This window comes from Halorussus marinus, assembly GCF_004521895.1.
GTDB lineage: Archaea > Halobacteriota > Halobacteria > Halobacteriales > Haladaptataceae > Halorussus > Halorussus marinus.
This window is the reverse complement of the sequence record NZ_SBIR01000015.1, coordinates 40915-62765: the sequence shown is the minus strand read 5'-3', so window position 1 is coordinate 62765 and position 21851 is coordinate 40915. Positions and strand designations below refer to the sequence as shown.

25 protein-coding genes are annotated in these 21851 nt (G+C 70.0%); 16 read left to right on the top strand and 9 right to left on the bottom strand.

Annotation, left to right across the window (positions count from 1 at the left end):
* Positions 1 to 24: 24 nt before the first annotated feature.
* Positions 25 to 909: an ABC transporter ATP-binding protein gene (locus tag EPL04_RS17055; protein WP_134672384.1), complete on the bottom strand. Its 885-nt coding sequence runs from the start codon at positions 907 to 909 to the stop codon at positions 25 to 27.
* A 177-nt stretch (positions 910 to 1086) separates the two neighbouring features.
* Between EPL04_RS17055 and EPL04_RS17050 the strand changes: the two genes are divergently transcribed.
* From EPL04_RS17050 to EPL04_RS17035, 4 genes are all read left to right on the top strand, one after another.
* A complete protein-coding gene (locus tag EPL04_RS17050) occupies positions 1087 to 1899 on the top strand; it encodes an ArsR/SmtB family transcription factor (RefSeq protein ID WP_134672383.1) in 813 nt (270 codons plus the stop codon).
* Between the two features lie 83 nt (positions 1900 to 1982).
* Entirely contained in the window at positions 1983 to 2210 is a 228-nt protein-coding gene (locus EPL04_RS17045) for a zinc ribbon domain-containing protein (RefSeq protein ID WP_134672382.1), read from the top strand.
* A 144-nt stretch (positions 2211 to 2354) separates the two neighbouring features.
* The gene (locus EPL04_RS17040; protein WP_134672381.1) at positions 2355 to 3005 is read left to right on the top strand and encodes a metal-dependent hydrolase; all 651 of its coding nucleotides are present in this window, start codon (positions 2355 to 2357) and stop codon (positions 3003 to 3005) included.
* 52 nt (positions 3006 to 3057) lie between these two features.
* Positions 3058 to 3804, top strand: coding sequence for a ribonuclease H-like domain-containing protein (locus EPL04_RS17035; RefSeq protein WP_134672380.1), 747 nt, complete (start codon positions 3058 to 3060; stop codon positions 3802 to 3804).
* 24 nt (positions 3805 to 3828) lie between these two features.
* On the opposite strand, the gene EPL04_RS18905 is transcribed toward EPL04_RS17035, so the two are convergent.
* Complete coding sequence (locus EPL04_RS18905) at positions 3829 to 3972, bottom strand: hypothetical protein (RefSeq protein WP_167599509.1); 144 nt, start codon at positions 3970 to 3972, stop codon at positions 3829 to 3831.
* Positions 3973 to 4164: 192 nt separating this feature from the next.
* Entirely contained in the window at positions 4165 to 4896 is a 732-nt protein-coding gene (locus EPL04_RS17030) for a DICT sensory domain-containing protein (protein ID WP_134672379.1), read from the bottom strand.
* A gap of 146 nt (positions 4897 to 5042) precedes the next feature.
* On the opposite strand from EPL04_RS17030, the gene hemH reads away from it, so the two are divergent.
* The gene (gene hemH / locus EPL04_RS17025; protein WP_134672378.1) at positions 5043 to 6086 is read left to right on the top strand and encodes a ferrochelatase; all 1044 of its coding nucleotides are present in this window, start codon (positions 5043 to 5045) and stop codon (positions 6084 to 6086) included.
* Positions 6065 to 7387: a protoporphyrinogen oxidase gene (hemG, locus tag EPL04_RS17020; RefSeq protein WP_245154605.1), complete on the top strand. Its 1323-nt coding sequence runs from the start codon at positions 6065 to 6067 to the stop codon at positions 7385 to 7387. The genes hemH and hemG overlap by 22 nt, the downstream gene beginning before the upstream one ends.
* 9 nt (positions 7388 to 7396) lie before the next feature.
* Here hemG and EPL04_RS17015 read toward each other — a convergent pair whose 3' ends face one another.
* Positions 7397 to 8056, bottom strand: a complete 660-nt coding sequence (locus EPL04_RS17015; protein WP_134672377.1) for a helix-turn-helix domain-containing protein — start codon at positions 8054 to 8056, stop codon at positions 7397 to 7399.
* Positions 8057 to 8139: 83 nt separating this feature from the next.
* Between EPL04_RS17015 and EPL04_RS17010 the strand changes: the two genes are divergently transcribed.
* Positions 8140 to 9429 (top strand): cytochrome P450, encoded by a 1290-nt coding sequence (locus EPL04_RS17010; RefSeq protein ID WP_134672376.1) that lies wholly within the window; start codon positions 8140 to 8142, stop codon positions 9427 to 9429.
* Here the strand turns inward: EPL04_RS17010 and hemE are convergent, their stop codons facing one another.
* A complete protein-coding gene (gene hemE, locus EPL04_RS17005) occupies positions 9430 to 10440 on the bottom strand; it encodes a uroporphyrinogen decarboxylase (RefSeq protein WP_134672375.1) in 1011 nt (336 codons plus the stop codon).
* 100 nt (positions 10441 to 10540) lie between these two features.
* A complete protein-coding gene (locus tag EPL04_RS17000) occupies positions 10541 to 11137 on the bottom strand; it encodes an HD domain-containing protein (RefSeq protein WP_134672374.1) in 597 nt (198 codons plus the stop codon).
* A gap of 77 nt (positions 11138 to 11214) precedes the next feature.
* Here EPL04_RS17000 and EPL04_RS16995 point away from each other — a divergent pair, with 77 nt between their 5' ends.
* Positions 11215 to 11553 (top strand): DsrE family protein, encoded by a 339-nt coding sequence (locus EPL04_RS16995; RefSeq protein WP_134672373.1) that lies wholly within the window; start codon positions 11215 to 11217, stop codon positions 11551 to 11553.
* 22 nt (positions 11554 to 11575) lie between these two features.
* Here the strand turns inward: EPL04_RS16995 and EPL04_RS16990 are convergent, their stop codons facing one another.
* Positions 11576 to 12295 (bottom strand): EthD domain-containing protein, encoded by a 720-nt coding sequence (locus tag EPL04_RS16990; protein WP_134672372.1) that lies wholly within the window; start codon positions 12293 to 12295, stop codon positions 11576 to 11578.
* A 122-nt stretch (positions 12296 to 12417) separates the two neighbouring features.
* Between EPL04_RS16990 and EPL04_RS16985 the strand changes: the two genes are divergently transcribed.
* From EPL04_RS16985 to EPL04_RS16975, 3 genes are read left to right on the top strand one after another with little or no spacing between them, the layout of a single operon-like run.
* Positions 12418 to 13692 (top strand): M24 family metallopeptidase, encoded by a 1275-nt coding sequence (locus tag EPL04_RS16985; protein WP_134672371.1) that lies wholly within the window; start codon positions 12418 to 12420, stop codon positions 13690 to 13692.
* A gap of 42 nt (positions 13693 to 13734) precedes the next feature.
* Positions 13735 to 14739, top strand: coding sequence for an LLM class flavin-dependent oxidoreductase (locus tag EPL04_RS16980; protein ID WP_134672370.1), 1005 nt, complete (start codon positions 13735 to 13737; stop codon positions 14737 to 14739).
* Positions 14740 to 14795: 56 nt separating this feature from the next.
* Positions 14796 to 14993, top strand: a complete 198-nt coding sequence (locus EPL04_RS16975; protein ID WP_134672369.1) for a hypothetical protein — start codon at positions 14796 to 14798, stop codon at positions 14991 to 14993.
* Positions 14994 to 15031: 38 nt separating this feature from the next.
* Here EPL04_RS16975 and EPL04_RS16970 read toward each other — a convergent pair whose 3' ends face one another.
* Positions 15032 to 15445, bottom strand: coding sequence for an EamA family transporter (locus EPL04_RS16970; RefSeq protein WP_134672368.1), 414 nt, complete (start codon positions 15443 to 15445; stop codon positions 15032 to 15034).
* Between the two features lie 107 nt (positions 15446 to 15552).
* Between EPL04_RS16970 and EPL04_RS16965 the strand changes: the two genes are divergently transcribed.
* From EPL04_RS16965 to EPL04_RS16955, 3 genes are all read left to right on the top strand, one after another.
* Entirely contained in the window at positions 15553 to 16914 is a 1362-nt protein-coding gene (locus EPL04_RS16965) for a PGF-CTERM sorting domain-containing protein (protein WP_134672367.1), read from the top strand.
* A gap of 107 nt (positions 16915 to 17021) precedes the next feature.
* Positions 17022 to 17357: a hypothetical protein gene (locus EPL04_RS16960; protein WP_134672366.1), complete on the top strand. Its 336-nt coding sequence runs from the start codon at positions 17022 to 17024 to the stop codon at positions 17355 to 17357.
* Between the two features lie 230 nt (positions 17358 to 17587).
* The gene (locus tag EPL04_RS16955) at positions 17588 to 17923 is read left to right on the top strand and encodes a HalOD1 output domain-containing protein (RefSeq protein ID WP_134672365.1); all 336 of its coding nucleotides are present in this window, start codon (positions 17588 to 17590) and stop codon (positions 17921 to 17923) included.
* Positions 17924 to 17950: 27 nt separating this feature from the next.
* Here the strand turns inward: EPL04_RS16955 and EPL04_RS16950 are convergent, their stop codons facing one another.
* Positions 17951 to 20044 (bottom strand): alpha/beta hydrolase family protein, encoded by a 2094-nt coding sequence (locus tag EPL04_RS16950; RefSeq protein WP_134672364.1) that lies wholly within the window; start codon positions 20042 to 20044, stop codon positions 17951 to 17953.
* A gap of 217 nt (positions 20045 to 20261) precedes the next feature.
* On the opposite strand from EPL04_RS16950, the gene trxA reads away from it, so the two are divergent.
* Together trxA and EPL04_RS16940 are read left to right on the top strand one after the other, a co-directional pair.
* Positions 20262 to 20693 (top strand): thioredoxin, encoded by a 432-nt coding sequence (gene trxA, locus EPL04_RS16945; protein WP_134672363.1) that lies wholly within the window; start codon positions 20262 to 20264, stop codon positions 20691 to 20693.
* A 1-nt stretch (position 20694) separates the two neighbouring features.
* On the top strand, positions 20695 to 21249 hold the full coding sequence (locus tag EPL04_RS16940; protein WP_134672362.1) for a class I SAM-dependent methyltransferase: 555 nt from the start codon (positions 20695 to 20697) through the stop codon (positions 21247 to 21249).
* Positions 21250 to 21851: the final 602 nt, after the last annotated feature.

Genomic DNA, 21851 nt, shown 5'->3' with positions numbered 1-21851 from the left:
GTCGATCCGAAAACGACCCGACCGCTACTCGTCGTCGAGCGCCCGCTTCGGGAGGATGGTCACGCCCGAGTCTTTGGTGACCGCGGCGTCGACCGCGAACACGTCCGCGAGCAGTTTCTCGGTCACCACGTCCTCGGGCGGCCCCCAGTCGTACACCCCGCCGTCGTCGAGCGCGACGAGGTAGTCGGCGAACCGAGCGGCCTGCGAGAGGTCGTGAAGGACGACCGCGACCGTGACTCCCTCCTCCTCGTTGAGCCGACGGACCGTCTCTAACACCCTGAGCTGGTGGTGGAGGTCGAGGAACGTCGTCGGTTCGTCGAGAAACAGCACCTCGGTGTCCTGAGCCAGCACCATCGCGATCCACGCCAGTTGCTTCTGGCCACCGCTGAGCGAGCCCACCTGCTGGTCGCGGAGGTGGTCGACGCCCGCGAGGTCGATGGCGCGCTCGACCGCCGCCCGGTCGGCGTCCGTGACCGACTCGAAGAACCCCCTGTGGGGGTAGCGACCGTGGTACACCAGCTCCTCGACGGTGATGCCGCCGGGCGAGTCGTTCTCCTGAGACAGGTGGCCGAGCTCGCGGGCGAGCTCTTTCTGGCCGAACTCTCCGATCTCCCGGCCGTTGAGCGCGACCACGCCCGCGTCGGGTTCGAGGTGGTCCGAGAGCGCCTTCAACAGCGTCGACTTTCCGGAGCCGTTCGGCCCGACGAGCGCGGTGATCTCGCCCTCCGGGACGTCGATCCGCGCACACTCCACGACCGGCTCGTCGGTCGTGGGGTAGCCGATCCGGAGGTCCTCGCCCAGGACCGCGCTGTGCAACTCCGCCGTGTCGTCGGCGCCGGTCCCGTCGCGGGGGATCGTCGCGTCGATGCCCCGGTCGCCGGCCGCCGCGCGTTCTGCGTCGTTCGTCATAGCTCCCTCCGTGAGTCGGCTCGGACGCTCGCCGGACGTGTCGCTCGCATCCGTTATTAGGTACGCCTAAAACAACAGATATGGATTTCGGTTTGGTCACGTTCCGACCGCTCGCGCTCGGGGCTCCGACGCCCGCCGGGGACAAGCCTATGGGCCGACTGTGAGTATCCCGCGCGTATGGCCGGGTTGTTACCCTCCAGTTCGGACGCCGAGGCCGACGACGGCGATCCGCGCGTCATCGGCGTCGACAGCGAGGAGGCCGACGTCCTCCTCGGCGCCCTCCAGTCCGAGACCGCCCGAGACGTCCTCGCGGCGCTGTACGACGAACCCCGGACGCCCTCGGCCCTCGCCGAGGCCGCCGACACCTCGATCCAGAACGTCCGATACCACCTCCGAAAGCTCGAAGACGCCGACCTCGTCGAGGTCGTCGACACGATCTACTCGGAGAAGGGTCGCGAGATGAGCGTGTACGCTCCGGCGGCCGCGCCGCTCGTGGTGTTCGCCGGGAGCGACGAGGACGCCCCCGGCGTCGAGTCGGCGCTCTCGCGACTGCTCGGAGCGCTCGGGATTCTCGGGCTGGCGAGCCTCCTCGTCCAAGGGACCGTCGGCGGCGGCCTCGTCCCGCGACTCGGTTCCGGCTCCGGAGGCGACGCCGGGGCCGCGCCGACCGCCGCCGAGAACGCCACGGCGGGCGGCGACGCCGACTACCGCTCCGAGACCGTCACCGAGAGCGCCGAGGCGACGCCGGCCCCGGAGTCCACCGCCCACGACGGGACCGTCGCCGAGGAGTCGGTCCGGACGGTCGCCGAGGCGACAGAGTCGGCCGACGGCGCTGGTACAGTGGCCGACACCGTCGCCCAGTCGACGACGACGGCCGTCGAGGCCGCCGGTAGCGCGGCGGGCGGACCGCCGCCGGGGCTCGTGTTCTTCGTCGGCGGCGCGGTCGCGCTCGCCGCCCTCGGGGCGGCATGGTACGTGCGAACGCGGTGACGCCGGAGCGCCGCCACCGCCGCCAGCGGCGGGGAACGCCCCGAATCGGTGGGGCTTATGTATTATGCGGTGGAAGTGAGCGTATGCAACAACTACTCGAGAGCAGGGAGACCGCCGCCGACGTGGACCTCTCGCGAGACGCCGACAACTTCGACTCGCGACTGTTCTGTGGCAAGTGCGGCGAGCGGTTTCAGGCCTCCGAGGCGACCGACGACGGCTGGTACTACCGCTGTCCGAGCGCCGACTGCGACGCGGAGGGCATCCACGAGGAGCTCTACCCGGTAAAAGACGTGCTCCCGTCCTCGACGTAGGCCGACCCCTCACGATTGCCGAACGACCGCCGCTGGACGCCGATTCGGAGTCGTCGGGACGGCGACGCCGATCAGTTTCTCCGACGGACGAACCGATTTCGGCCGGCGTCAGGCGTTTATACGACCGCCGCCTACGCCGGGTACATGATGGCGACCACCCACGCGCTGGTCGGGGTCGCGCTCGCGACCGCGGTCGCGCGCGTCGCCCCCGAGTTCACCGTCGTCGCGATCGCGGGCGCAGTCCTCGGGAGCGTGTTCCCCGACTTCGACCTCTACGCCGACCACCGAAAGCGCCTCCACTTCCCGGTGTACTACTCGATTCTCGCGGTTCCCCTGATCGGGATCGCGCTCGCGGCCCCCGGGCCCGCGAGCGTCGCGGCCGCGCTGTTCGTCGTCGGCGCGGCGCTCCACTCGCTTATGGACGCGCTCGGCGGCGGGCTCGAACTCGAACCGTGGCGCGGGACCTCCGAGCGCGCGGTGTACGACCACTTCCGGGGGCGGTGGGTCCCGCCGCGACGCTGGATTCGATACGACGGCGCGCCCGAGGACGCCGCGTTCGCGGCCCTGCTCGGGCTCCCGGCGCTCGCGGTCCACGAGAGCCCCGTCCGGGAGTTCGTCGCCGGGGCGGTGGCGATCTCGGCGGGCTACGCGCTGGTCCGCAAGCCGCTGGCGCGGGTGTGGCGCCGGACGGTCGCGCTGGTCCCGGACGCGGCCCGGCCGTACGTCCCGGCGCGGTTCACGGAGGCCACAGAAGCCGAGCCCGATCGCGACGGGGAGGTCGCGAGTGCCGACTGACCGGCCGGCCGGTTCGGAGAGATTTATAAGGGACGACCGATCCATCACACCCATGCGACTGGAGAACTCCTTCATCCCCGCTCGCGGGGTGGGCGAGAAGACCGAGCGGACGCTCTGGCAACAGGGAGTCACCCACTGGGACGAGTTCGAGGACGGACTCCTCGGGCCCAAGACCTCCGAGAACGTCCGAACGTTCATCGCCGACGCCCACGACCACCTCGACGACCCCGACGCCTCGTTTTTCGCCGACTTCCTGCCCAGCGGGAGCCTCTGGCGGGCCTACGACAACTTCGCGGCCGACGCCTGCTTTTTCGACATCGAAACCACCGGCCTCGACAGCGGTCGCCACGAGGTGACGACGGTGAGCCTCCACCGCGCCGGCGACACCCGGACGTACGTGCAGGGCGAGGACCTCACCGCCGAGCGACTCCGCGAGGAGTTCGCCGAGTCGAGCATGCTCGTTTCGTTCAACGGCAAGCGCTTCGACCAGCCGTTCCTCGAGGACAACTTCGATCTCGATGTGACTACGCCCCACCTCGATCTGCTGTACCTCTGCAAGCAGGTCGGCCTCTCGGGCGGGCTCAAGGCCGTCGAGAGCGATCTGGGCATCGAGCGCGACGACGAGGACGTCGACGGCCGGGAGGCGGTCCGGCTCTGGCACCGCTACGACCGCGAGGAAGACGACGCCGCGCTCGACCGCCTCGTCCGGTACAACCGCGAGGACGCCCAGAACCTCCGAACGCTACTGGAGACGGTCCACGGCCGCCTCCGGTCGGACGTCTTCGAGCCCCACGTCTGAGCGACTACCGTCGCGGTCGCCCGCTCATCGCGGGCCGGACGCGTCTGGGTCCGCGACGCTGGACTCGCTGTCCTCGTCGGGCAGGCGCGATACACGGATGTGCGGGAGCGATCCGAACAGTCGCTCGACTCGCCGGTCGTCTCGACCCGAGTCCGATTCTGCGGGCATACCGATTCAGACGGCCTGCGGGGGCTTCAATCCACCTTACGGGTGGTCCGTACCGCCGGGGAGCACTCCGGAGCGCTATTGAGACGTCGCCTTCAGACCCGCTTCCCGCACCGATCGGCGGCGTCCGAGGAGCGTCGAGGGCCGCTACTCAGACCGGAACGTCGAATTAGCGTCGGGGTCCGGGACCGTGGCTCAGTTCGACACTCGACGCCGGCCGTACTCCTCGCGGAGGTGGTCGAACACGTCGGCGACGACGCCGTCGTCGAACGTCCAGAACCCGCAGAAGACGTTCGGTTCGCGCTCGTCGGCGACCAGCGCGCAGTCGCCGTCGGGCTCGGGCGACTCGAACGCCACGAACCACGCGTCCCGGATCTCGGCGTCGTCGCTGGCGTGGACGGTGATCGAGTCGTTCGCCGGCGGCTCCCAGTCGGGTTCGCCGTAGACGTGGACGTCGACCCCGCGGTCCGCGATCCGGGTGTAGAGGTCCCACTGCTCGGCCAGCAGCGAGAGGCGCTGGAACCCCGAGTGGAGTTCGCCGCCCCGGGCGTACCACGACCGCTCTTCGACCTCGCGAGACGCGAGGATCATCCGGCGCTTGCCGTACGCCGTGAACGTCTTGTCGTCGACCGCGCCGATCAGGTCGGGGTAGGCGATCTCGTCGAAGCCGGTCGCGTCGAGCACTCCCGAATCGAGCGTGACCGCCGCCTGAAGCTCCTCTACGTCCGCGGCCGCCAGAAACTCCCCCTCGTCGTGGAGCACCGCGAAGCCCTCGGGTCCGTCCGCGGTCTCGGCCTCCTCGACGGTCACGTTCTGGACCTCGAAGTAGTCGGCGATCTGTGAGACCGCGTTCGGATCGCTCGGATCGTAGACGGTAAGCGTCTGCGAGCTCCCGGTTACGTCGTCGACGATTGTAGAAATCGTCATATCACTTTGTCCGAGGAATGCGACTGGTTCACAATAAAGGTACGACATAGAATCAGCCGCAACTCCGACGAACGATAGGGGTGGCGCCGACCGGGACCGCGGTAGGCAAGCGACAGGTATTCAACGACGCCGTCCAAGACTCAACTATGACAACAGGGGTCGTCGTCCTCAACTTCGGAGAGCCGTCCGAACCGACCCGAGAGAACGTCGTCGCGTACCTCGAACGCATCTTTCTGAACAACGCCTCGCTCGAAGAGGCCGACACCGAGGAGGAGGCCCGCGAGCGGGCCCGCCAGCTCGCCGAGCGCCGCGCCGCCGGGCTCATCGAGGAGTACGAGGAGATCGGCGGGTCGCCGCTGAACCCGCAGGCCGAGGCCCAAGCCGACGCGCTGGCCGCCGAGCTCGACGACCGGGGCTACGACGTCGAGACGTACATCGGGATGCAGTTCACCGAACCGTTCATCGACGACGCGGTGGCGGCCGCCCGCGAGGACGGGGTCGACCAGCTGGTCGGGCTCCCGGTCTACCCCCTCTGTGGGGCCTCGACGACCGTCGCGGCGCTCGAAGAGCTCACCGGCGCGGTCGACGAGCGCGACTGGGACGTCGACGTCGCCGAGATCACGGGCTGGCACCGCCACCCGCTGTACAACGAGATCCGGGCCGACAACGTCCGGCGGTTCGCCGACGCCCACGGGCTGGATCTGACCGACGAGGACACCGAGTTGCTCTACTCGGCCCACGGCACCCCGCGTCACTACCTCGACGAGGGGAGCCGGTACGACACGTACGTCGAGGAGTTCTGCGAGGTGATCGCCCGCAAGCTCGGGGTCGACTCGTACACCCTCGGGTTCCAGAACCACGAGAACCGCGACATCCCGTGGACCGAGCCCGACGTCGAGGACGCCATCGAGACCGTCGAGGCCGACCGCGTGGTGGTCGAGCCGATCAGCTTCATGCACGAGCAAAGCGAGACCCTCTCGGAGCTCGACGACGAGCTCGCCGAGGAGGCCGCCGAGCTCGGGCTGGACTTCTATCGGGTCCCGGTCCCCCACGACGACGATCGGTTCGGCGAGGTCCTGGGCGACATCGTCGAGCCGTTCGTCGGCGAGTTCGACCCCGGCTACTACCAGTTCCGGCAGTGTCAGTGCGCCGACTCGCCGAACGCGATGTGTCTGAACGCGCCCCGATGAGCGCCGGCGGCGGGTCGGAGCCGTCAGTCGGCGTCGTCGGCGGCGGCATCACGGGATTGGCGCTCGCCCACTACCTCGACCGCGAGGGCGTCGAGGCCGTCGTCTTCGAGGCCGCGCCCGACCCCGGCGGCGCGATCCGGAGCGAGCGCGTCGACGGCCGCGTGATCGAGTGGGGGCCACAGCGAATCCGGCGGACCGACCGGATCGACGACCTGATCGAGGCCCTCGGACTCGACGACGAGGTTCGGACCGCCGACCCCGACCTGCCGGTCTGCGTCTACGCCGACGGCGACCTCCACGCCGCGCCGTTCTCGATAGCGGCGTTCGGCGAGACCGACCTGCTGTCGGCCGAGGCAAAGCGCGAGGTGCTCGCCGAGCCGTTCACCGACCCCGGCGACCCCGAGGAGTCGGCGGGCGAACTGTTCGTCCGGAAGTTCGGCGCCGAGACCTACCAGAACCTGCTCGGACCGCTGTTCGGCGGCATCTACGGCTCGGACCCCGACGCGATGCCGGCCCGATACGCCCTCTCGGGACTGCTGAAGCTCGAAGCGCGCCACGACAGCCTGTTGAAGGCCGCGATCGCGCGCACGGCGGGCGGAAGAGCGACCCCGCCGGCGATCTCGTTCGACGACGGCCTCCAGCGGCTCCCCGAGGCGCTGGCGGCCGCCCACGACGAGGTCGTCCGGCTCGACACCCCGGTGACGGCCGTCCGAGAGACCGACGGCGGCCGATACGCCGTCGAGACGCCGGAGGGTACGACCGCGTTCGACGAGGTCGTGGTGACGACGCCCGCGGACCTGACCGCCGACCTCGTCGCCGACCTCGCGCCAGCGTCGGCCGACGCGCTCCGGGAACTCAGGTACAACCGCCTCGGGATGGTCGCGCTCGAAGCCGACCTCGCCGACGGCGACGTAGACCCCGACGCGCTGGGCTATCAGGTCGGCTTCGGCGAGGATCTCCGGACGCTGGGGGCCTCGTGGAACGCGAGCATGTTCGACCGCGAGGTCGTGACCGCCTTCCTCGGCGGGATGCACGACCCAGAGATCCTTGACGAGAGCGACGAGACGCTCGGCGAGATCGCGGCCGCCGAGTTCGAGCAGGTGACGGGCGCGCCGACCGAGGTCGTCGAAGTCCATCGCCACCGGCGCGGGTTCCCGGCCTACGACGACTCGTGGACCGCGCTCGACCGGGTCGAACTCCCCGAGGGCGTCCGGCTCGCGACCAACTACACCGACCGGATGGGCGTGCCGAGCAGGGTCCGAGAGGCCGCCTCGCTGGCCGCCGAACTCGCCGGAGAGTGAGCTGCGCCCTTACTCGGGGGCCGCGTCGAGCGCGTCGGCGACCAGCCGTGACTCCGCCTTCCGAAGGTGCTCGGCGACCGTGCTCGGCGCGAGGTCGAGTTCGGCGGCGACCTCGTCTTGGGTTGCTCCCCGCGGGTTGTCGTAGTAGCCGAGGGCCGAGGCGGCCTCCAGGACCTCGTGCTGGCGATCGGTGAGGTGCCGACTCGGCTCGCCGCCGGTCCATCCGTCGCCGACGGTCGCCACCGTCACTTCCGCGAGGTCGCTTGCGCGCTCCACCGCGGAGCGGAGGTCGTCGCTCGCGCCGACGAGCGTGAGTTCGACCCGGCCGTCGGGACGGTAGCGAATCGGGAGCGTGGCGACCAGCGTTCCGGCGGTAAACAGCTCCGCGAACTTCCGCTGGTCGTCCCGTCCGTCCTCCCGAACGTAGACGTACGTCGCGTCCGCTTCGACCGTCGTCACGTCGAACGACCGAACCCTCTCGCAGTCGGCGAGGGCGGCCCGGACCGCGGCCTCCCCGCCCGCGATCGAGAACAACTCCGTGGGATCGTCGGGGTCGATGCCGCCCGAGAGCAGTGTCGCCACGCCGAGCCCGTCGGTCGATTGGACCGCGCCGTGGACCGGGCTGGTCGCCGAACGCGGCGGGCGGACGCGGAGTCGAGCGCGTTTCATCGGGCAACCCATCGTTGGATGTATATAAATAACCGGCTATACTCGGCAGCACGCCCTCCCACCGGACGCGATTACGTCCGCGTATGAGCGAGTCACGAGACGCCCCTCCCGGTCTCCCGGTGATCGGTCACGCCTACGACTACGCTCGCGACCCCCTCGGGTTCGTGGAGCGAACCGTCGCCGAGTACGGCGGCGCCGTTCGCCTGTCGGCGATAAAGCGGGACGCGGTGTTGCTCGCCGATCCCGCGGCGATCGAGCGCGTTCTCGCGAGCAACGCCGACAACTACCGCAAGGGCGAGTTCCAGAAGCGGGAACTGGAGGGACTGCTCGGGGACGGCCTGCTGATCAGCGAGGGCGAGCGGTGGAGCCGCCAGCGCGACCGAATTCAGCCCGCGTTCTATCCGGGTCGGATCGCGAGCTACGCCGAGACGATGGTCGAGTGCACCTCTCGTCACCTCGACCGATGGGCCGATCGCGGCTCGATCGACGCGACCGAGGCGCTGCCCGCCCTCACTCTCGACGTGCTCGGGCAGGTTCTGTTCGGCGCCGACCTGCGGGACGCCACCGAGGTCAGAGAGGCCGCGGCGGCCGTGACTGACCGGTTCGCGCCCGATTCGAGGACGCCGTTTTACGTCCCCGACTGGGTGCCGACGGCGCGGAACAGGCGCTACCGTAGGGCGGTCGCGCGCCTCGAATCGTTCGTCGCCGACCTCGCGGACTCCCGTCGGAGCGGCGAGGGGGACGACGACCTGCTCTCGACGCTCGTCGAGTCCGGCGCGGGCGACGAAGAGATCCGCGACCAGTTGATAACGTTCCTGCTCGCGGGCCACGAGACGACGGCGCTGGCGCTGACGTACGCGCTGTTCCTGCTCGGGACCCATCCCGACGAACAGGCCCGGGTCGCCGACGAGATCCGCGACCTCGACCGGCCACCCGCGCTCGGCGACGACCTGCCGCGGACCGATCGTGCGATTCGGGAGGCGATGCGGCTCTATCCGCCGGTCCCCGTGGTGATGCGGGAAGCGGTCGGCGACGACGCGGTCGCGGGGTGCGACGTGCCCGCGGGCGCGTTGGTCCTCTGCTCGCAGTGGGCGACCCACCGTCGACCGGCGTTCTACGACGACCCGGAGGCGTTCCGACCCGAGCGGTGGATCGACGACGAGCGGCCGGCGTACGCCTACTTCCCGTTCGGCGGCGGCCCGCGCCAGTGCATCGGCCGCCGGTTCGCACTGGTCGAGGCCCGCCTCGTGCTCGCGAGTGTGCTCCGGCGGTTCCGAGTCCGAACCGCGGCGCCCGCGGAACTGGATCTCGTGGCGTCGATGACGCTGGCCCCCGCCGACACTGTGGAACTCGCGCTCCGCGAGCGGGGGTAATTACCGGTCGACTTCCTTCGCGGTCTCGACGAACGCCGTCGCGTTCTCGACCGGCGTGTTCCGGTTGATGCCGTGGCCGAGGTTCAGGATGTGGCCCTCGGGGCCGGCCTTCTCGATGACTTGGCGGGTCTTCTCGCGGACGAACTGCTCGTCGCCGAGCAGATACGTCGGGTCGAGGTTCCCCTGGACGGGCACGTCGCCGAGTTCCGCGCGGGCGTCGGCCACGTCCACGGTCCAGTCGAGGCTCACCACGTCCGCGCCCGAGTCGGCGAGCAGATCGAGCTTGCCGCCGGGGTTCCGCGAGAAGACGATCGACGGCACGTCGACGGCCTCGAAGATGCGCCGGTGGAGCGGCTGGACGAACGCGGCGTAGTCGTCGGGGGTCAGCAGGCCGGCGTAGGTGTCGAACAGCTGGATCACGTCGGCGCCCGCCTCGACCTGAAACTCCAGATAGTCGACGACCACGTCGGCGAAGCGTTCGAGCAACTCGGCGAACGCGTCGGGGTGTTCGACCCGGAAGCGCCGGATCGGGAGCTGTTTCTTGCCGGCTGGCTCGCCGGCAACCGCGTAGGCCGCGAGCGTGAACGGCCCGCCGGCGAAGCCGATGAGGCTCGTCCGGTCGCCGACGCTGTCATCGAGGCGTTCGAGGAGCGCACCGACGTAGTCGAGTTCCTCGCGGACGTCGGCGTGACCCGCGGGCACGTCGTCGGGACCCTCGACGGGGTCGGCGATCACCGGGCCGACACCGCTCTCGATGCGGTAGTCGAGCCCGAGCGGTTCGAGGACGGTCAGGATGTCCGAGAACATCACCAGCCCGTCGGGCTCGAAGATCTCCCACGGGAGCAGGGTGATTCGCTCGGCCACCTCGGGGGTCGAGATGGCCTCCTTGAACGTGTAGTCGGCGCGAATCTCGCGGTACTCGGGGATGTACCGGCCGGCCTGTCGCATCAGCCACACCGGCGGGCGTTCGGTCCGCTCGCCGCGAGCGGCCCGGACCAGAAGGTCGTTCATGGTTCCGACGTTGGCTCGGCGGGGGCTAATGGCTTCTGCATTCGGCGCCAGACGACACGACCTCGCGGGGGCGACCCCGCCGAACGGCGCCGAGGGGCTCTCAGTCGGTCGTCTGGCTGTACGTCCGGACCCACTCTTCGAGCGTGATCCCCATCGCCGACTGGGTGATCGCGTTCGAACTCGCGGCGTTGGCGCTCTTGACCAGTTCGGCTTCGAGGGTGCGGTCGGGGACTTCCCCGAGGAAGTGTGGGATGGCACGCTGGACCGCGAGCGGACAGCCGACCTCGTGGGCCAGCGCGTACCCCGACAGCGAGTGGGGGATCTCCTCGCCGGCGTAGGTCGGGTCCGGCTCCCCGAGCGTCTCGTCGTCGACGTGGTCGACGTACTCGTAGCACTTGCCCACGTCGTGGAGCAGACAGGCCGCACGGATCACGTCGAGGTCGGGGTCCGCGCCGTGGAACTCCCGCTGTTCGGCGGCCGACGCGACCGCGATGCGGGTCACCCCGCGGACGTGCTCGACGTTCGAGACCTCCTGAATGTTCCACGCGTAGGGGACGTCGTGAACGTCGCGCCAGCCGCCGCGTTCGAGGCCGAGCGTCCACGCCTCGACGACTCGGTCGCGGAGCGCCGGATCGTCGATGTCGGCGAGCTCCGGGAGCGCGGAGCGGACCTGCGCGTCGTAGTCTGGCTCTGCCATGTGCCCGAGTCGTCGCGTCGGACCGTAAGCGTTGGCCCGGCCACAACCGTTTCCCGCGACCGCGCCGTCTCTCCGGTATGCGAACCGTGTTCCACCTCATCACCGGCGAGGAGGCCCAACAGCAGACTGCGCTCACCGTCGCGGAGAACCTCTCGAAGGACGAAACCGTCGAGATGGACGACATCGCGGTGGTCGCGCAGGCGGAGGGCATCGAGCCGCTCACAGCGGGCGGGGACGGGAGCGAGACGGTCGCCGACCTGCTTGCGGCCGGGATCTCGTTCAAGGCCTGTTCGAACACCCTCGACACCATGGACCTCTCGGAGTCCGATCTCGTCGACGGCGTCGAGACGGTGTCCTCGGGCGTCGGCGAGCTCACCCGACTCCAAGACGACGGGTACGCCTACATCCGGCCGTAGCCGGTCGTCGACACCGACGAACCTACGAGCGGTCGTCTTTCTGGACCGTCTCTCGACCGATGAATCGGGGTCGCTCCTCGACGGCCAGGAAGTTGTCGACGTCCTCGCGGGCCGCCTTCGCGGTCCCTTTCTCGGGGTCGTAGTCCCGCGAGCCCTCGCTTCCCAGCGCGTCGTGGAGCGCATCGAGGTCCTCGAAGTAGAGTTCGGCGACGCCGTCGAACTCCGCGTTCTCCGGGTCCGTCGGCAACACGGTGGCGTACCGGACCACGCCGTCGATCTCGCGGGCGATCGGGGTGTGTTCGGTCTGCCAGTGGTCGACGAACTCCTCGTGGGTCAGCCCCTCCTTGCGGACGAGAAACGCCGAGTGCTTGTAGAGGCCGTCGGTGTCGCCGTCGACGTCGTCTCTCTGGACGACCTCCTCGCCGACGAATCGGGGCCGCTTCTCGACGGCCAGGAAGTTGTCGACGTCCTCGCGGGCCGCCTTCGCGGTCCCTTTCTCGGGGTCGTAGTCCCGCGAGCCCTCGCTCCCCAACGCGTCGTGGAGCGCGTCGAGGTCCTCGAAGTAGAGTTCGGCGATCCCGTCGAACTCCGCGTTCCCCGGGTCCGTCGGCAGGACGGTCTGATAGCGCCTGACGCCGTCGATCTCGCGGGCGATCGGGGCGTGTTCGGTCTGCCAGTGGTCGACGAACTCCTCGTGGGTCAGCCCCTCCTTGCGGACGAGCAGGGCGACGTGTTTGTACATAATTCGGTGGTCGTCGGGAGCGGTGTTAAAACTACGCGCGAACCCGACTCCGCGTGTGCAGTGGACGCGTCCGGCCCGGACGGCCACTTACTTTCATTACAGACCTCGGCGTACGGACGGTCATGGGTTTCTATCAGCGCGATTTCATGGAAGGCACGCGGGGCACGATGGCGGTCGACTGGGAGGAGCGCATCGACTTCCAGCGACTGCGCCGCGAGCGCAAGGCGCGGGCGCTCGAACGGATGCGGGAGGCCGGGCTCGGGAGCATGCTGTTGGTCGACGATCCCAACGTCCGGTACGTCACCGGCCTCGCGATGACCGGCGGGTCGGGCGCCGACCACTACACCCTCCTCACCGAGGACGGCGACGTCGTCCACTGGGACACCGCCGACCACGCGAGCAACCAGCGGTACAACTGCCCGTGGCTCGACGACGTGCGGTACGCCGCGCCCGGGCTGGGCAACGTCCCGCGGGCGTCGGGGCGCGAGTCGGCCCGCGACTGGCTCGCGGGCAAGATGGCCGACCTCGTCGTCGAGGCGGCCGAGGAGTACGGCGTGAAGAACGAACCGATGGGCATCGACGTGGGCAACCGCTCGCTCATCGGGAAGTTCGAGGACCGCGGCGTGGACGTTCGGCCCGACGAGTGTACGCAGGCCATGGCGGACGCCCGGAAGATAAAGACCCGCGACGAGATCGAGTGTCTCCGGATGGTCGCCGCGCTCTGTGAGGCCGGCTTCCAGCGGATCACCGAGACCGCAAAGCCCGGCGCGCGCGAGTCGGAGGTGTGGGGCGCGGCCACCGAGGAGCTCTGGGGGCTCGGTGCGATGGTGCAGGGCGGCTACGTCACCTCCGGGCCGAACACCTGGCCCAAACATCAGGCCAACACCACCGACCGCGTGATGCGGCCCGGCGACCTCGTGTACGCCGACTTCTACAACGTCGGGTTCAACGGCTATCGGTCGTGTTACTACCGGACGTTCAGCCTCGGCGACCCGACCGCGGCCCAGCGGGAGGCCTACCGGAAGGCCCGCGACGACCTCTACGACGTGCTCGAACGCATCGAGCCCGGCGCGACCACCGACGAGATCTGTCGGGGGTTCCCCGACGAGGACGGCGAGCAGATGGAGTGGTACGGCGCCGAGGAGTTCTGGGAGATGACCACGAACCACTGGGCCCACGGGCTCGGGCTCCAGCTCTACGAGGTGCCGCTGATCTGGCGCGGGCTCTCGCCCGACCACCCGATCGAGATCGAGGAGGGGATGACGATGGCCGTCGAGACGATGCGTCCGGCCGACCGGCAGGGCGTCCGTGTCGAGGAGATGGTGGTGGTGCGCGAGAGCGGGGTCGAGATCCTGAGCCAGTGGCCCGTCGAGGAGATCACCACAATCGACTACTAGCCGGTCCCGACAAACTAAGTCGACGGCCAGCGACCACGGGGTATGGAGATCGGCACGGGGCTTTTCACCTGTCAGCGCCGACCCGACGACGACAGATCGACGAGCGACATCTACGAGGAGATGCTGACTCTCGGCCGGGCGGTCGACGACGCCGGCCTCGCGAGCGCGTGGGTCTCCGAACACCACTTCGCCGAGGACGGCTACCTCTCGGCGACGATGCCCGCACTCGGCGCGCTGGCGACCGCGACCGACGACGTCGAGGTCGGGAGCTGTATCGCGCTCGCACCGCTGTACGACTCGGTCCGGCTCGCCGAGGACGCCGCCACGGTCGATCTGCTCGCGGACGGTCGGCTGACCCTCGGGCTCGCCATCGGGTCGAATCCCCGGGAGTTCGAGGAGTTCGGCGTCCCCCGCGAGGAGCGCGTCGACCGGCTCCGGGACGCCACCGACCTCCTGCGCGCGGCGTGGTCCGACGGCCCGCTCGAGTACGACGCGCAGTTTCACGAGGTCTCGCCCGACGCGACGGTCACCCCCAAACCGGACGAGTCGATCCCGATCATGTACGGCGGGGCGGCCAAGCCGGCGGTCCGGCGGGCCGCCCGCGTCGCCGACGCGTGGTGTGCGCCCTCCGCGCTCTCGATCGGAGGGGTGCGAAAGCGCGTCGAGGACATCCGGCGGGTCCGCGACGAGGAGGGCCTCGACGGGGAGTTCGACGTCTACGTCCTCCAGCACGGCTTCGTCGGCGATTCCCGCGAGGAGGCGTGGGCGACGATGCGGGACGGCTACCTCTATCTCCAGCGCCGGTACGCCGAAATCTTCGGCGACGAACCGGTCGCGGAGCTGTCCGACGAGCGCCGAACCGAACTCCGCGAGCAGGCCATCTACGGGTCTCCCGAGGACGTCGTAGAAGAGCTGACCGCGTACCGCGAGGCGCTCGGCGACGACGTCCACTTCATCTTCCGGACCTACCACCCCGGGATCGGCACGGACGCGATGGTCGAGTGCATCGAGCGCCTCGGCGGCGAGGTCGTCCCCGCGTTCGAGTGACCGGGCGGGCCGGCGACCCACGCACGTTTAACATCTCAGGGACCTTCGACAGTCGTATGACATCGAAGTGGCGACAGCTCCTGCCGCAGTTCGTGGCGATGATGCTGCTGTACTTCGCGTCCGTCGTCGTCCTCGCAGCGGTCGGCGTCGACGGGTTCGTCCCCCGGATGATCGCGGCGCTGACCATCGCCTTCGGCTACCCCTCGGTCCTGCGGCGGTTCGACCTCGAACCCGAGGTGTGGAGACGGGAGTGAGTCCGGGGCGTCGAGCTCCACGCCGACGCGGCCGGCGGTCAGGTCGAGAGCACCGCCACGGCCCCGACCGCGAGCGCGATCCCCACCGCGTCGCGGGCGCCGAGCGACTCGCCGAGAAACAGGACCCCGAGCACCGCCGCGACGACGAAGTAGAGGGCGGTGATCGTCGAGACGACCGACGCGTCGCCGTACTGGAGCGCGGCGTAGTAGCTCACGCCCCCGACGCCCGAGAACAGCCCGCCGGCGAGCGCGTAGCCCGCGCCGATCCCGGTGACCGCGGGCGCGCCGCCCTGCGAGAGGATGTACGCGACCGCGACGCCGGCGCCCGCGAGATACGAGATCGCCATCGCGATCTCGGGTTCGAGCGTCCGGGTGGCGAGGTCCGCCAACACCACCCACGCGCCCCACGTTACCATACCGACGCCGGCCAACAGGAGAGCCGTCCGGGACATGGCCGGACGCTCGCAGGGAGTCAGTTTACGCTTTTGGATGCGACAGGCTCCGCCTACGCCCGTACAGCCGGCCCATAACAAACACCGTCGAGCGTCGAGTGACGCGCATGAGACTGCTCACAGCGGTGCTGACGGCGCTCGTCGTCGGCGCGGGGCTGGCCGCCGCCCTGCCCGCGATCGCCACGAGCGCCGCCGACGCCGGCCACGGAGACGCCGAGACGCTCGCCCGCCCCGACCTCCCCGAACAGTGGCAACGGACCCACGGGGGCGAGGGCGACGACACCTTCGCGGACCTGGTCCGAACCGACGACGGCGGCTACCTCGCGGTCGGGTGGGCCAGCGGCGAGGACCGCGACGGGTGGGTCGTCAAGACCGACGCCGAGGGCGAGATCGAGTGGGAGCGCACCTACGGCGAGTCGGGCACCGACCGCTTCTACGGGGTCGCGCGAGCCGAGGACGGCTACGTTCTGGCGGGCCGGACCGATCGAGAGGGGAGCCCGCGGGGCTGGATCGTCGAGGTCGGGCCCGACGGCGAGGTCGTCGCGGAACGGACGCCGTCGGCGGGCGCTTTCTACGCGCTCGAAGCCGACGATTCGGGCTACCTCCTCGCGGGGTGGACCCGGAGCGACCGCCGCGAGGGCGTGGCGCTCAGGCTCGACGAGAACCGATCGACCGAGTGGACCGAGGCGTACCCGACCCCCGAGCGGTACGGCGACGGCTACCTCCGCGCGATCGTGCCCCGTGAGTCGGGGTACTACCTCGCCGGCAAGGTCGAGGGCGAGACCGACGACGGGTGGGCGCTCGCGATCGGCGCCGACGGCGCCGAGCAGTGGCAGACGACCGCGGGCGGGGCCAGCAGGGACGACGTGTGGGCGGCCGCGCCCGCCGACGGCGGCTTCGTGTTCGCCGGCGAGACCGAGAGCAACGCCACCGGCCCGCGCGACGGGTGGCTCGTGAAGGTCGGCGCGAACGGCTCGGTCGCGTGGGAGCGCAGGCCGGGCGGGAACGGCACCCAGTGGCTCGACTCGGCGATGCGGACCGAGGAGGGCTTCCTGTTCACCGGAAGCTCGAACGCGGGTCCCGACGGGAGCGCGGACGGCTACGTGGTCGCGACAGACGCCGACGGTCGGGTCACAGACGAGTCGTACTACGGCACCTCGGGGTGGGACAAGCCGTGGCCCGCGATCCGCGGCCACGACGGCGGCTACCTGCTCGCGGGCCAGACCGGCGGCGCCGACGCCGACGGCCGGGACGGCTGGCTGGTCCGGATCGGGTCGCCGAACGCGACTGACGCCGAGACGACCGAGCGAGCGACGACCGACACCCCGGGCGGCGACGATCCGTCGACCACGGCGCTCCGGGCCGAGACGGCGACCGCGACCGAGACGCCCTCGACCGGCGTCCCCGGGTTCGGTCCGGTCGTCGCGGTGGTCGGGGTCGTCCTCGCGGTGCTGATCGCGCGACGGTAGACCCCCGATCGTCGGGGCCCAACGCCGGGGTGTTCGGTCGCGACGGCGGCCGTCATCGATCCGACTCACCGCCGCCGTTTAACCGTGGGGCGGCCGTAGCGGCGGGCATGGCCGACCCCCTCGATCCGTTCCCCGACGTCGACGACGAGGCCGACCGTGCGCTCGTCGCCCGCCATCAGGAGGCCGTCCGGGCGCTCCCGGCTCTCTCGGTCGAGGATCTCGTCTACGACTACCGGACCCAGTTCCACCGTGACCCGCTCGTGGCCCGGACCGACGCCGCGTACTACCTCTCGGTCCGGAGCCACGTCTGGGCCGAGTTCGGCGAGCGGCTCGACGCCGGACCCGACGGGCTCTCGCGGCTGAAGGCGATCCACGCCGAGCAGTTCCGCGAGCACGTCGGCGAGCAGGCGGCCGACGACGCGATGATCCTGACCAGAGAGTGAAAGGCCCCGAGTCGATGCGCTGACAGCCTCGGAGTCGACGGGCTGAGTGGTCCAGAGTTAGCGCGCGAACCCCGGCCGCCGGCACGCTACCGGCAGTAATTTCCGGTGGTGAGCCGATAACGGTAAACGCGAACCGAGGGTTTTTTATCAGATACCGTAGTTCTCAGATGCTACGGAATCGGGAGTTCGGCTGTCCGTATCTAACTATGAGAGACGCGACGACACACTACGTGGAACGCGAACCGTCGCTCGACCGCGGCGAGCGGCCGGCGTACCGAATCGCAACCGACGCCGACGATCCGGCCGTCAGCGTCCCGCGGGCGGTCGCGGCGATCACCGACTGCGAGCCGACCGACGAGGAGTTCGTGCTGTACGACGTGATCGATCCGGACGCCCTCAGGCGGTTGTTCGACGACCGGTGCGACGGACGGCCGCGGACTCGGGGACGGGTCGTGTTCGAGTTGCGGGGGTGCCGGGTCGAGGTCCGGGCCGACGGGAACCATGTCGTTCACGGACCCCGTCCCGACGTCGAGGAGTCCGAGACGGTCGCCCCCGAGTCGGCGTGATCTGACCCGCGTCTCTGACGCGTCGACCTACGCGTCGGGGTCGTGGCGCTCGAACCAGTCGGTCAGCTCTTCGAGCCGGTGGATCGCCCGGTCGGGGTCGCCGATGGCGTGGTGCTCGTCCGGGTAGACGACGAGTCGAGCCGGCACGTCCTGTTTCTTGACGCTGACGTAGAGCTGTTCGGACTGGGAGGGCGGACACCGCCAGTCCTCGCCGCCCGCGGTCACCAGCAGGGGGGTGTCGATCTCGCCCGCGTCGACGAGGCTGGAACTCGCGTCGTAGCCCTCGGGGTTGTCCCACGGCAGGCCGTAGTCGTTCTCCCACCAGACGTGGCTGTCGTCGGTGCCGAACGACGACCGGAAGTCGTAGATGCCGTGCTCGGCGGCGGCCGCCGCAAACCGGTCGCTCGCGGTCACCAGATACCCCGTCGTCATCGCGCCGTAGGAGAACCCGGTGGCGAAACACCGCTCGTCGTCGACCCAGCCCCGGTCGACCAGTTCGTCGACGGCCGCGAGCACGTCGTCGCGCTCGCGGGGCCCCCACTCGCCGCGGATCTGCTCGCTGAACTCGCGGCCGTACGAGGAGCTCCCGCGGTAGTTCGTCCGGGCGACGACGTACCCCTGACCGGTCAGGTGAGCGTAGTCGAACGAGAACGTCGGCGCATCGTACGCGATCGGGCCACCGTGGATCGAGGCGACCAGCGGGCGGGGGTCGGCGTCTGGGTCGTCGAGGTCGTACTCCGGGGGCAGGTAGGCCAGCACGTCGATCTCGGCCCCGTCGGATTCGACGGTGATGCGACGACACTCCGGCGTCCGAGCGGCCCCGACGAGGTCCTCGTTGACCGCCGAGACGCGGGTCGGCTCCGCCGAGTCGAGATCGACGGCGGGCGCGCTGAACACGTCGGTTCCGGCCGCCGGGTCCGAGAGCACGACCGCGGCGCGACCGCCCCGGAGGTCGAACCCCTCGATCGTTCGATCCCGGCCCTGCGCGTCGAACGTCCGCTCGGGGTCGCCCTCCGGGGTGAACCGTGCGAGTCGGGTCAGTCCCTCGTCGCCGATCGGCACGATCACGTCGTCGCCGTCCCAGCCCGGCGAGCCGTAGCGGGCGACGGTGCGGTCGAGGTCGCCGGATCGCGACGCCGGCGCGCCGAGCCGACCCGCGTCGGTCTCGCCCGAGGCGTCTGCCGGGGCGTCGCGCTCGGCGACGTAGACCCGGTCGGGGTCGTACCAGTTCTCGGGGTCGCCGCCGACGAACGCGAGCCGGTCGCCGTCCGGGTGCCACCGGAGACGCGACGCGGTGAGGTCGCCGTCGGTCACCCGCCGGAGGTCCTCGCCGTCGGGTGCGATCGCGTACACGTCCATCACGTAGTTGTCGTCGGGGCGGTCGGTCCGGTTCGAGAGGAAGGCGATCGTCGATCCGTCGGGCGACCACGCCGGTTGGAGGCCGATCGCGGGCTCGTGGGCGCCCCCGCCGTAGGCGTCGTCGAGCCGGTCGGCCTCCCGGCTCTCACAATCGACCACGAACAGATAGGTCCGCACCTCGTCGAGCCAGCCCTTCCCGTCGTACTTGTGCTGGAGGCGCTCGGTCTCGATCGGGGCGTCGTCCTCGCGGCGGGCAGTCAGGTACTCGCGTTGGTCCTCTGTCGGGTCACGGGCCGCGACCGCGAGCCGCTCGCCCGCGGGTCCCCAGTCGAACGACTCGACGCCCTCCTCGAAGTCGGTGAGCTGGCGGGCGTCCCCGCCGCGCTCCAGATCGAACGCCCAGACCTGCGGTTTCGGCTCGTCGGCGCCGGCGTCGACTCGCTCCTCGTCGTCCGACGGCTCGTCGTCGTCACCGTCGGCCCGCGAGACTGCGAGTTCGGCGTCGGTCTCTCGGGCCGCGACGAACCCCAGTTTCGTGCCGTCCGGGCTCCACGCGGGAGCGCTCGCGTCCGACGCCCGCGAGAGCCGCGTGGGGTCGCGTGCGCCGTCGGCGGGCGCGACGAAGAGCGAGCTCCGGCGGTCGTCTTCGGCGCGGTCGAACTCGTCGGCGACGAACGCGACGCGCTCGCCCGTCGGCGAGACGGCCACGTCGGTCAGGAGGGTCAGCCCGTAGAAGTCCTCGACGTCGAGGGGTTCGCTCATACCGATCCGTGGGATGCGTGCCACATCAGCGTACGGGCACGAGCAAACGCCGCCGGGGAGCTTCCGTCTCGCTGTCTCCCGGGCCCGGCGTCGCCCCCGAAACCGACCGCCTGCACCGCCGACGCTCCGTGGGCGGGGTCGGGACCACCATCGGCGATCGTCAGTATTGCAGGAAATTTGCACAACAGTTAATGCCGTCGGGCGACAAGTACGGACGATGACCGACGACGAACTCGAAGCCATCCGCGAGCGAAAGCGCGAACAGCTCGCCGGCGAGCGCTCCGACGCCGGCTCCGAGACCCGAACCGATGCGACCGACGGGGTGGGATCGACCGACGAACCCGTCCACGTCGAGAGCGTCGAGCAGTTCTCCGAGATCACGAGCGGCGACGGCGTCGTGCTCGTCGACTTCTACGCGGACTGGTGTGGCCCGTGCAAGATGCTCGAACCCGTCGTGGCGTCGGTCGCCGAGACCACCCCGGCCACGGTCGCGAAGGTCGACGTCGACCAACACCAGGGGCTCGCGTCCCAGTACGGCGTCCGGAGCGTTCCGACCCTCGTCGTGTTCGCCGACGGCGAGCAGGTCGAACAGCTCGTCGGGATGCAGGACGAACAGAGCCTGACCCGGGTAGTGGAGCGCCACGCCTGAGATGGGGTTCCACACGTTCGACGCCGACCGTGCCGACAAGCTCGAAGACGAATCGCGCTACCGCTACCTCTCCCGCGAGGAACTGGTCGAGGCGATCGACCCCGAGCCGGACGCCGCGCTCGCGGACCTCGGGAGCGGGACCGGCTTCTACACCGACGACGTGGCCCCGTTCGCGGGAGAGATCCGCGCGGTGGACGTCCAGTCCGCGATGCACGACGCCTACCGCGAGAAGGGCCTCCCGGAGGACGTCTCGCTCGTGACGGCCGACGTCGCGGACCTGCCGTTCAGCGACGGCGACCTCGACGGCGCGTTCTCGACGATGACGTTCCACGAGTTCGCGAGCGAGGCCGCCCTCTCGGAAGTCGCACGCGTGCTCCGGGACGGCGGGCGATTCGTGGTCGCCGACTGGTCGGGGGCGGGCCGCGGGGAGAGCGGGCCCCCGGTCGCGGAGCGCTACGATCGCGACGAGGCGGTCGAACTGCTCGAATCCGCGGGCTTCGACGTGGAGCGGGCGGACGAACGTCCCGAGACGGTGCTGATAGTCGCGTCGCGGTAGCCGACCGATCGGCCCTTTTGTCCCACCGTGTCACGACCCCGCCGTTTCCGCTGTCTCGAAGCGATCGGAGCCGTTCGGACCGGAGCGATCGAAGCCGAACGTAACCCCACGATTTCCGCTGTTTTGGGACGGTTCCGTGTGTCGTGCCAGTTGGCTTACGGCGTCGAGACCGGACGTTCAGCCTCGCGATTTCGACACTATCGAGGCTACCCACCCGACGATACGACGAGGAACGCCGCCAACTGAGGCGGAAGATCGGCGGCGCGTCGGTCTCCACGGGTCACGGTAACACCACCGTTTCCGGTGTTTCGGTCACGAGACGAGCCTCGTTTTGGGTCCGACTCACGGCCACCAACACCGCGGTTTCCGTTGTCTACGGTCGCTCGTTCGAGACCCACTGGCCGGCTGAGCCCGATTTCGGCCGGGAAAGACGTCGAGAGAGGTCGACAGTTGGTCGTGGGACTGACGCTCACTCCGTCGTTTCCGCTGTCTCGGGGCGGCGGGTGCGGAGACGGGGCGAAAGGGCGGCCACACACCCACCCCACTGTTTCCGCTGTTTTCCGCGAGAACAGTGGGGAGGGGGTTGGGACGCCACAATCGGC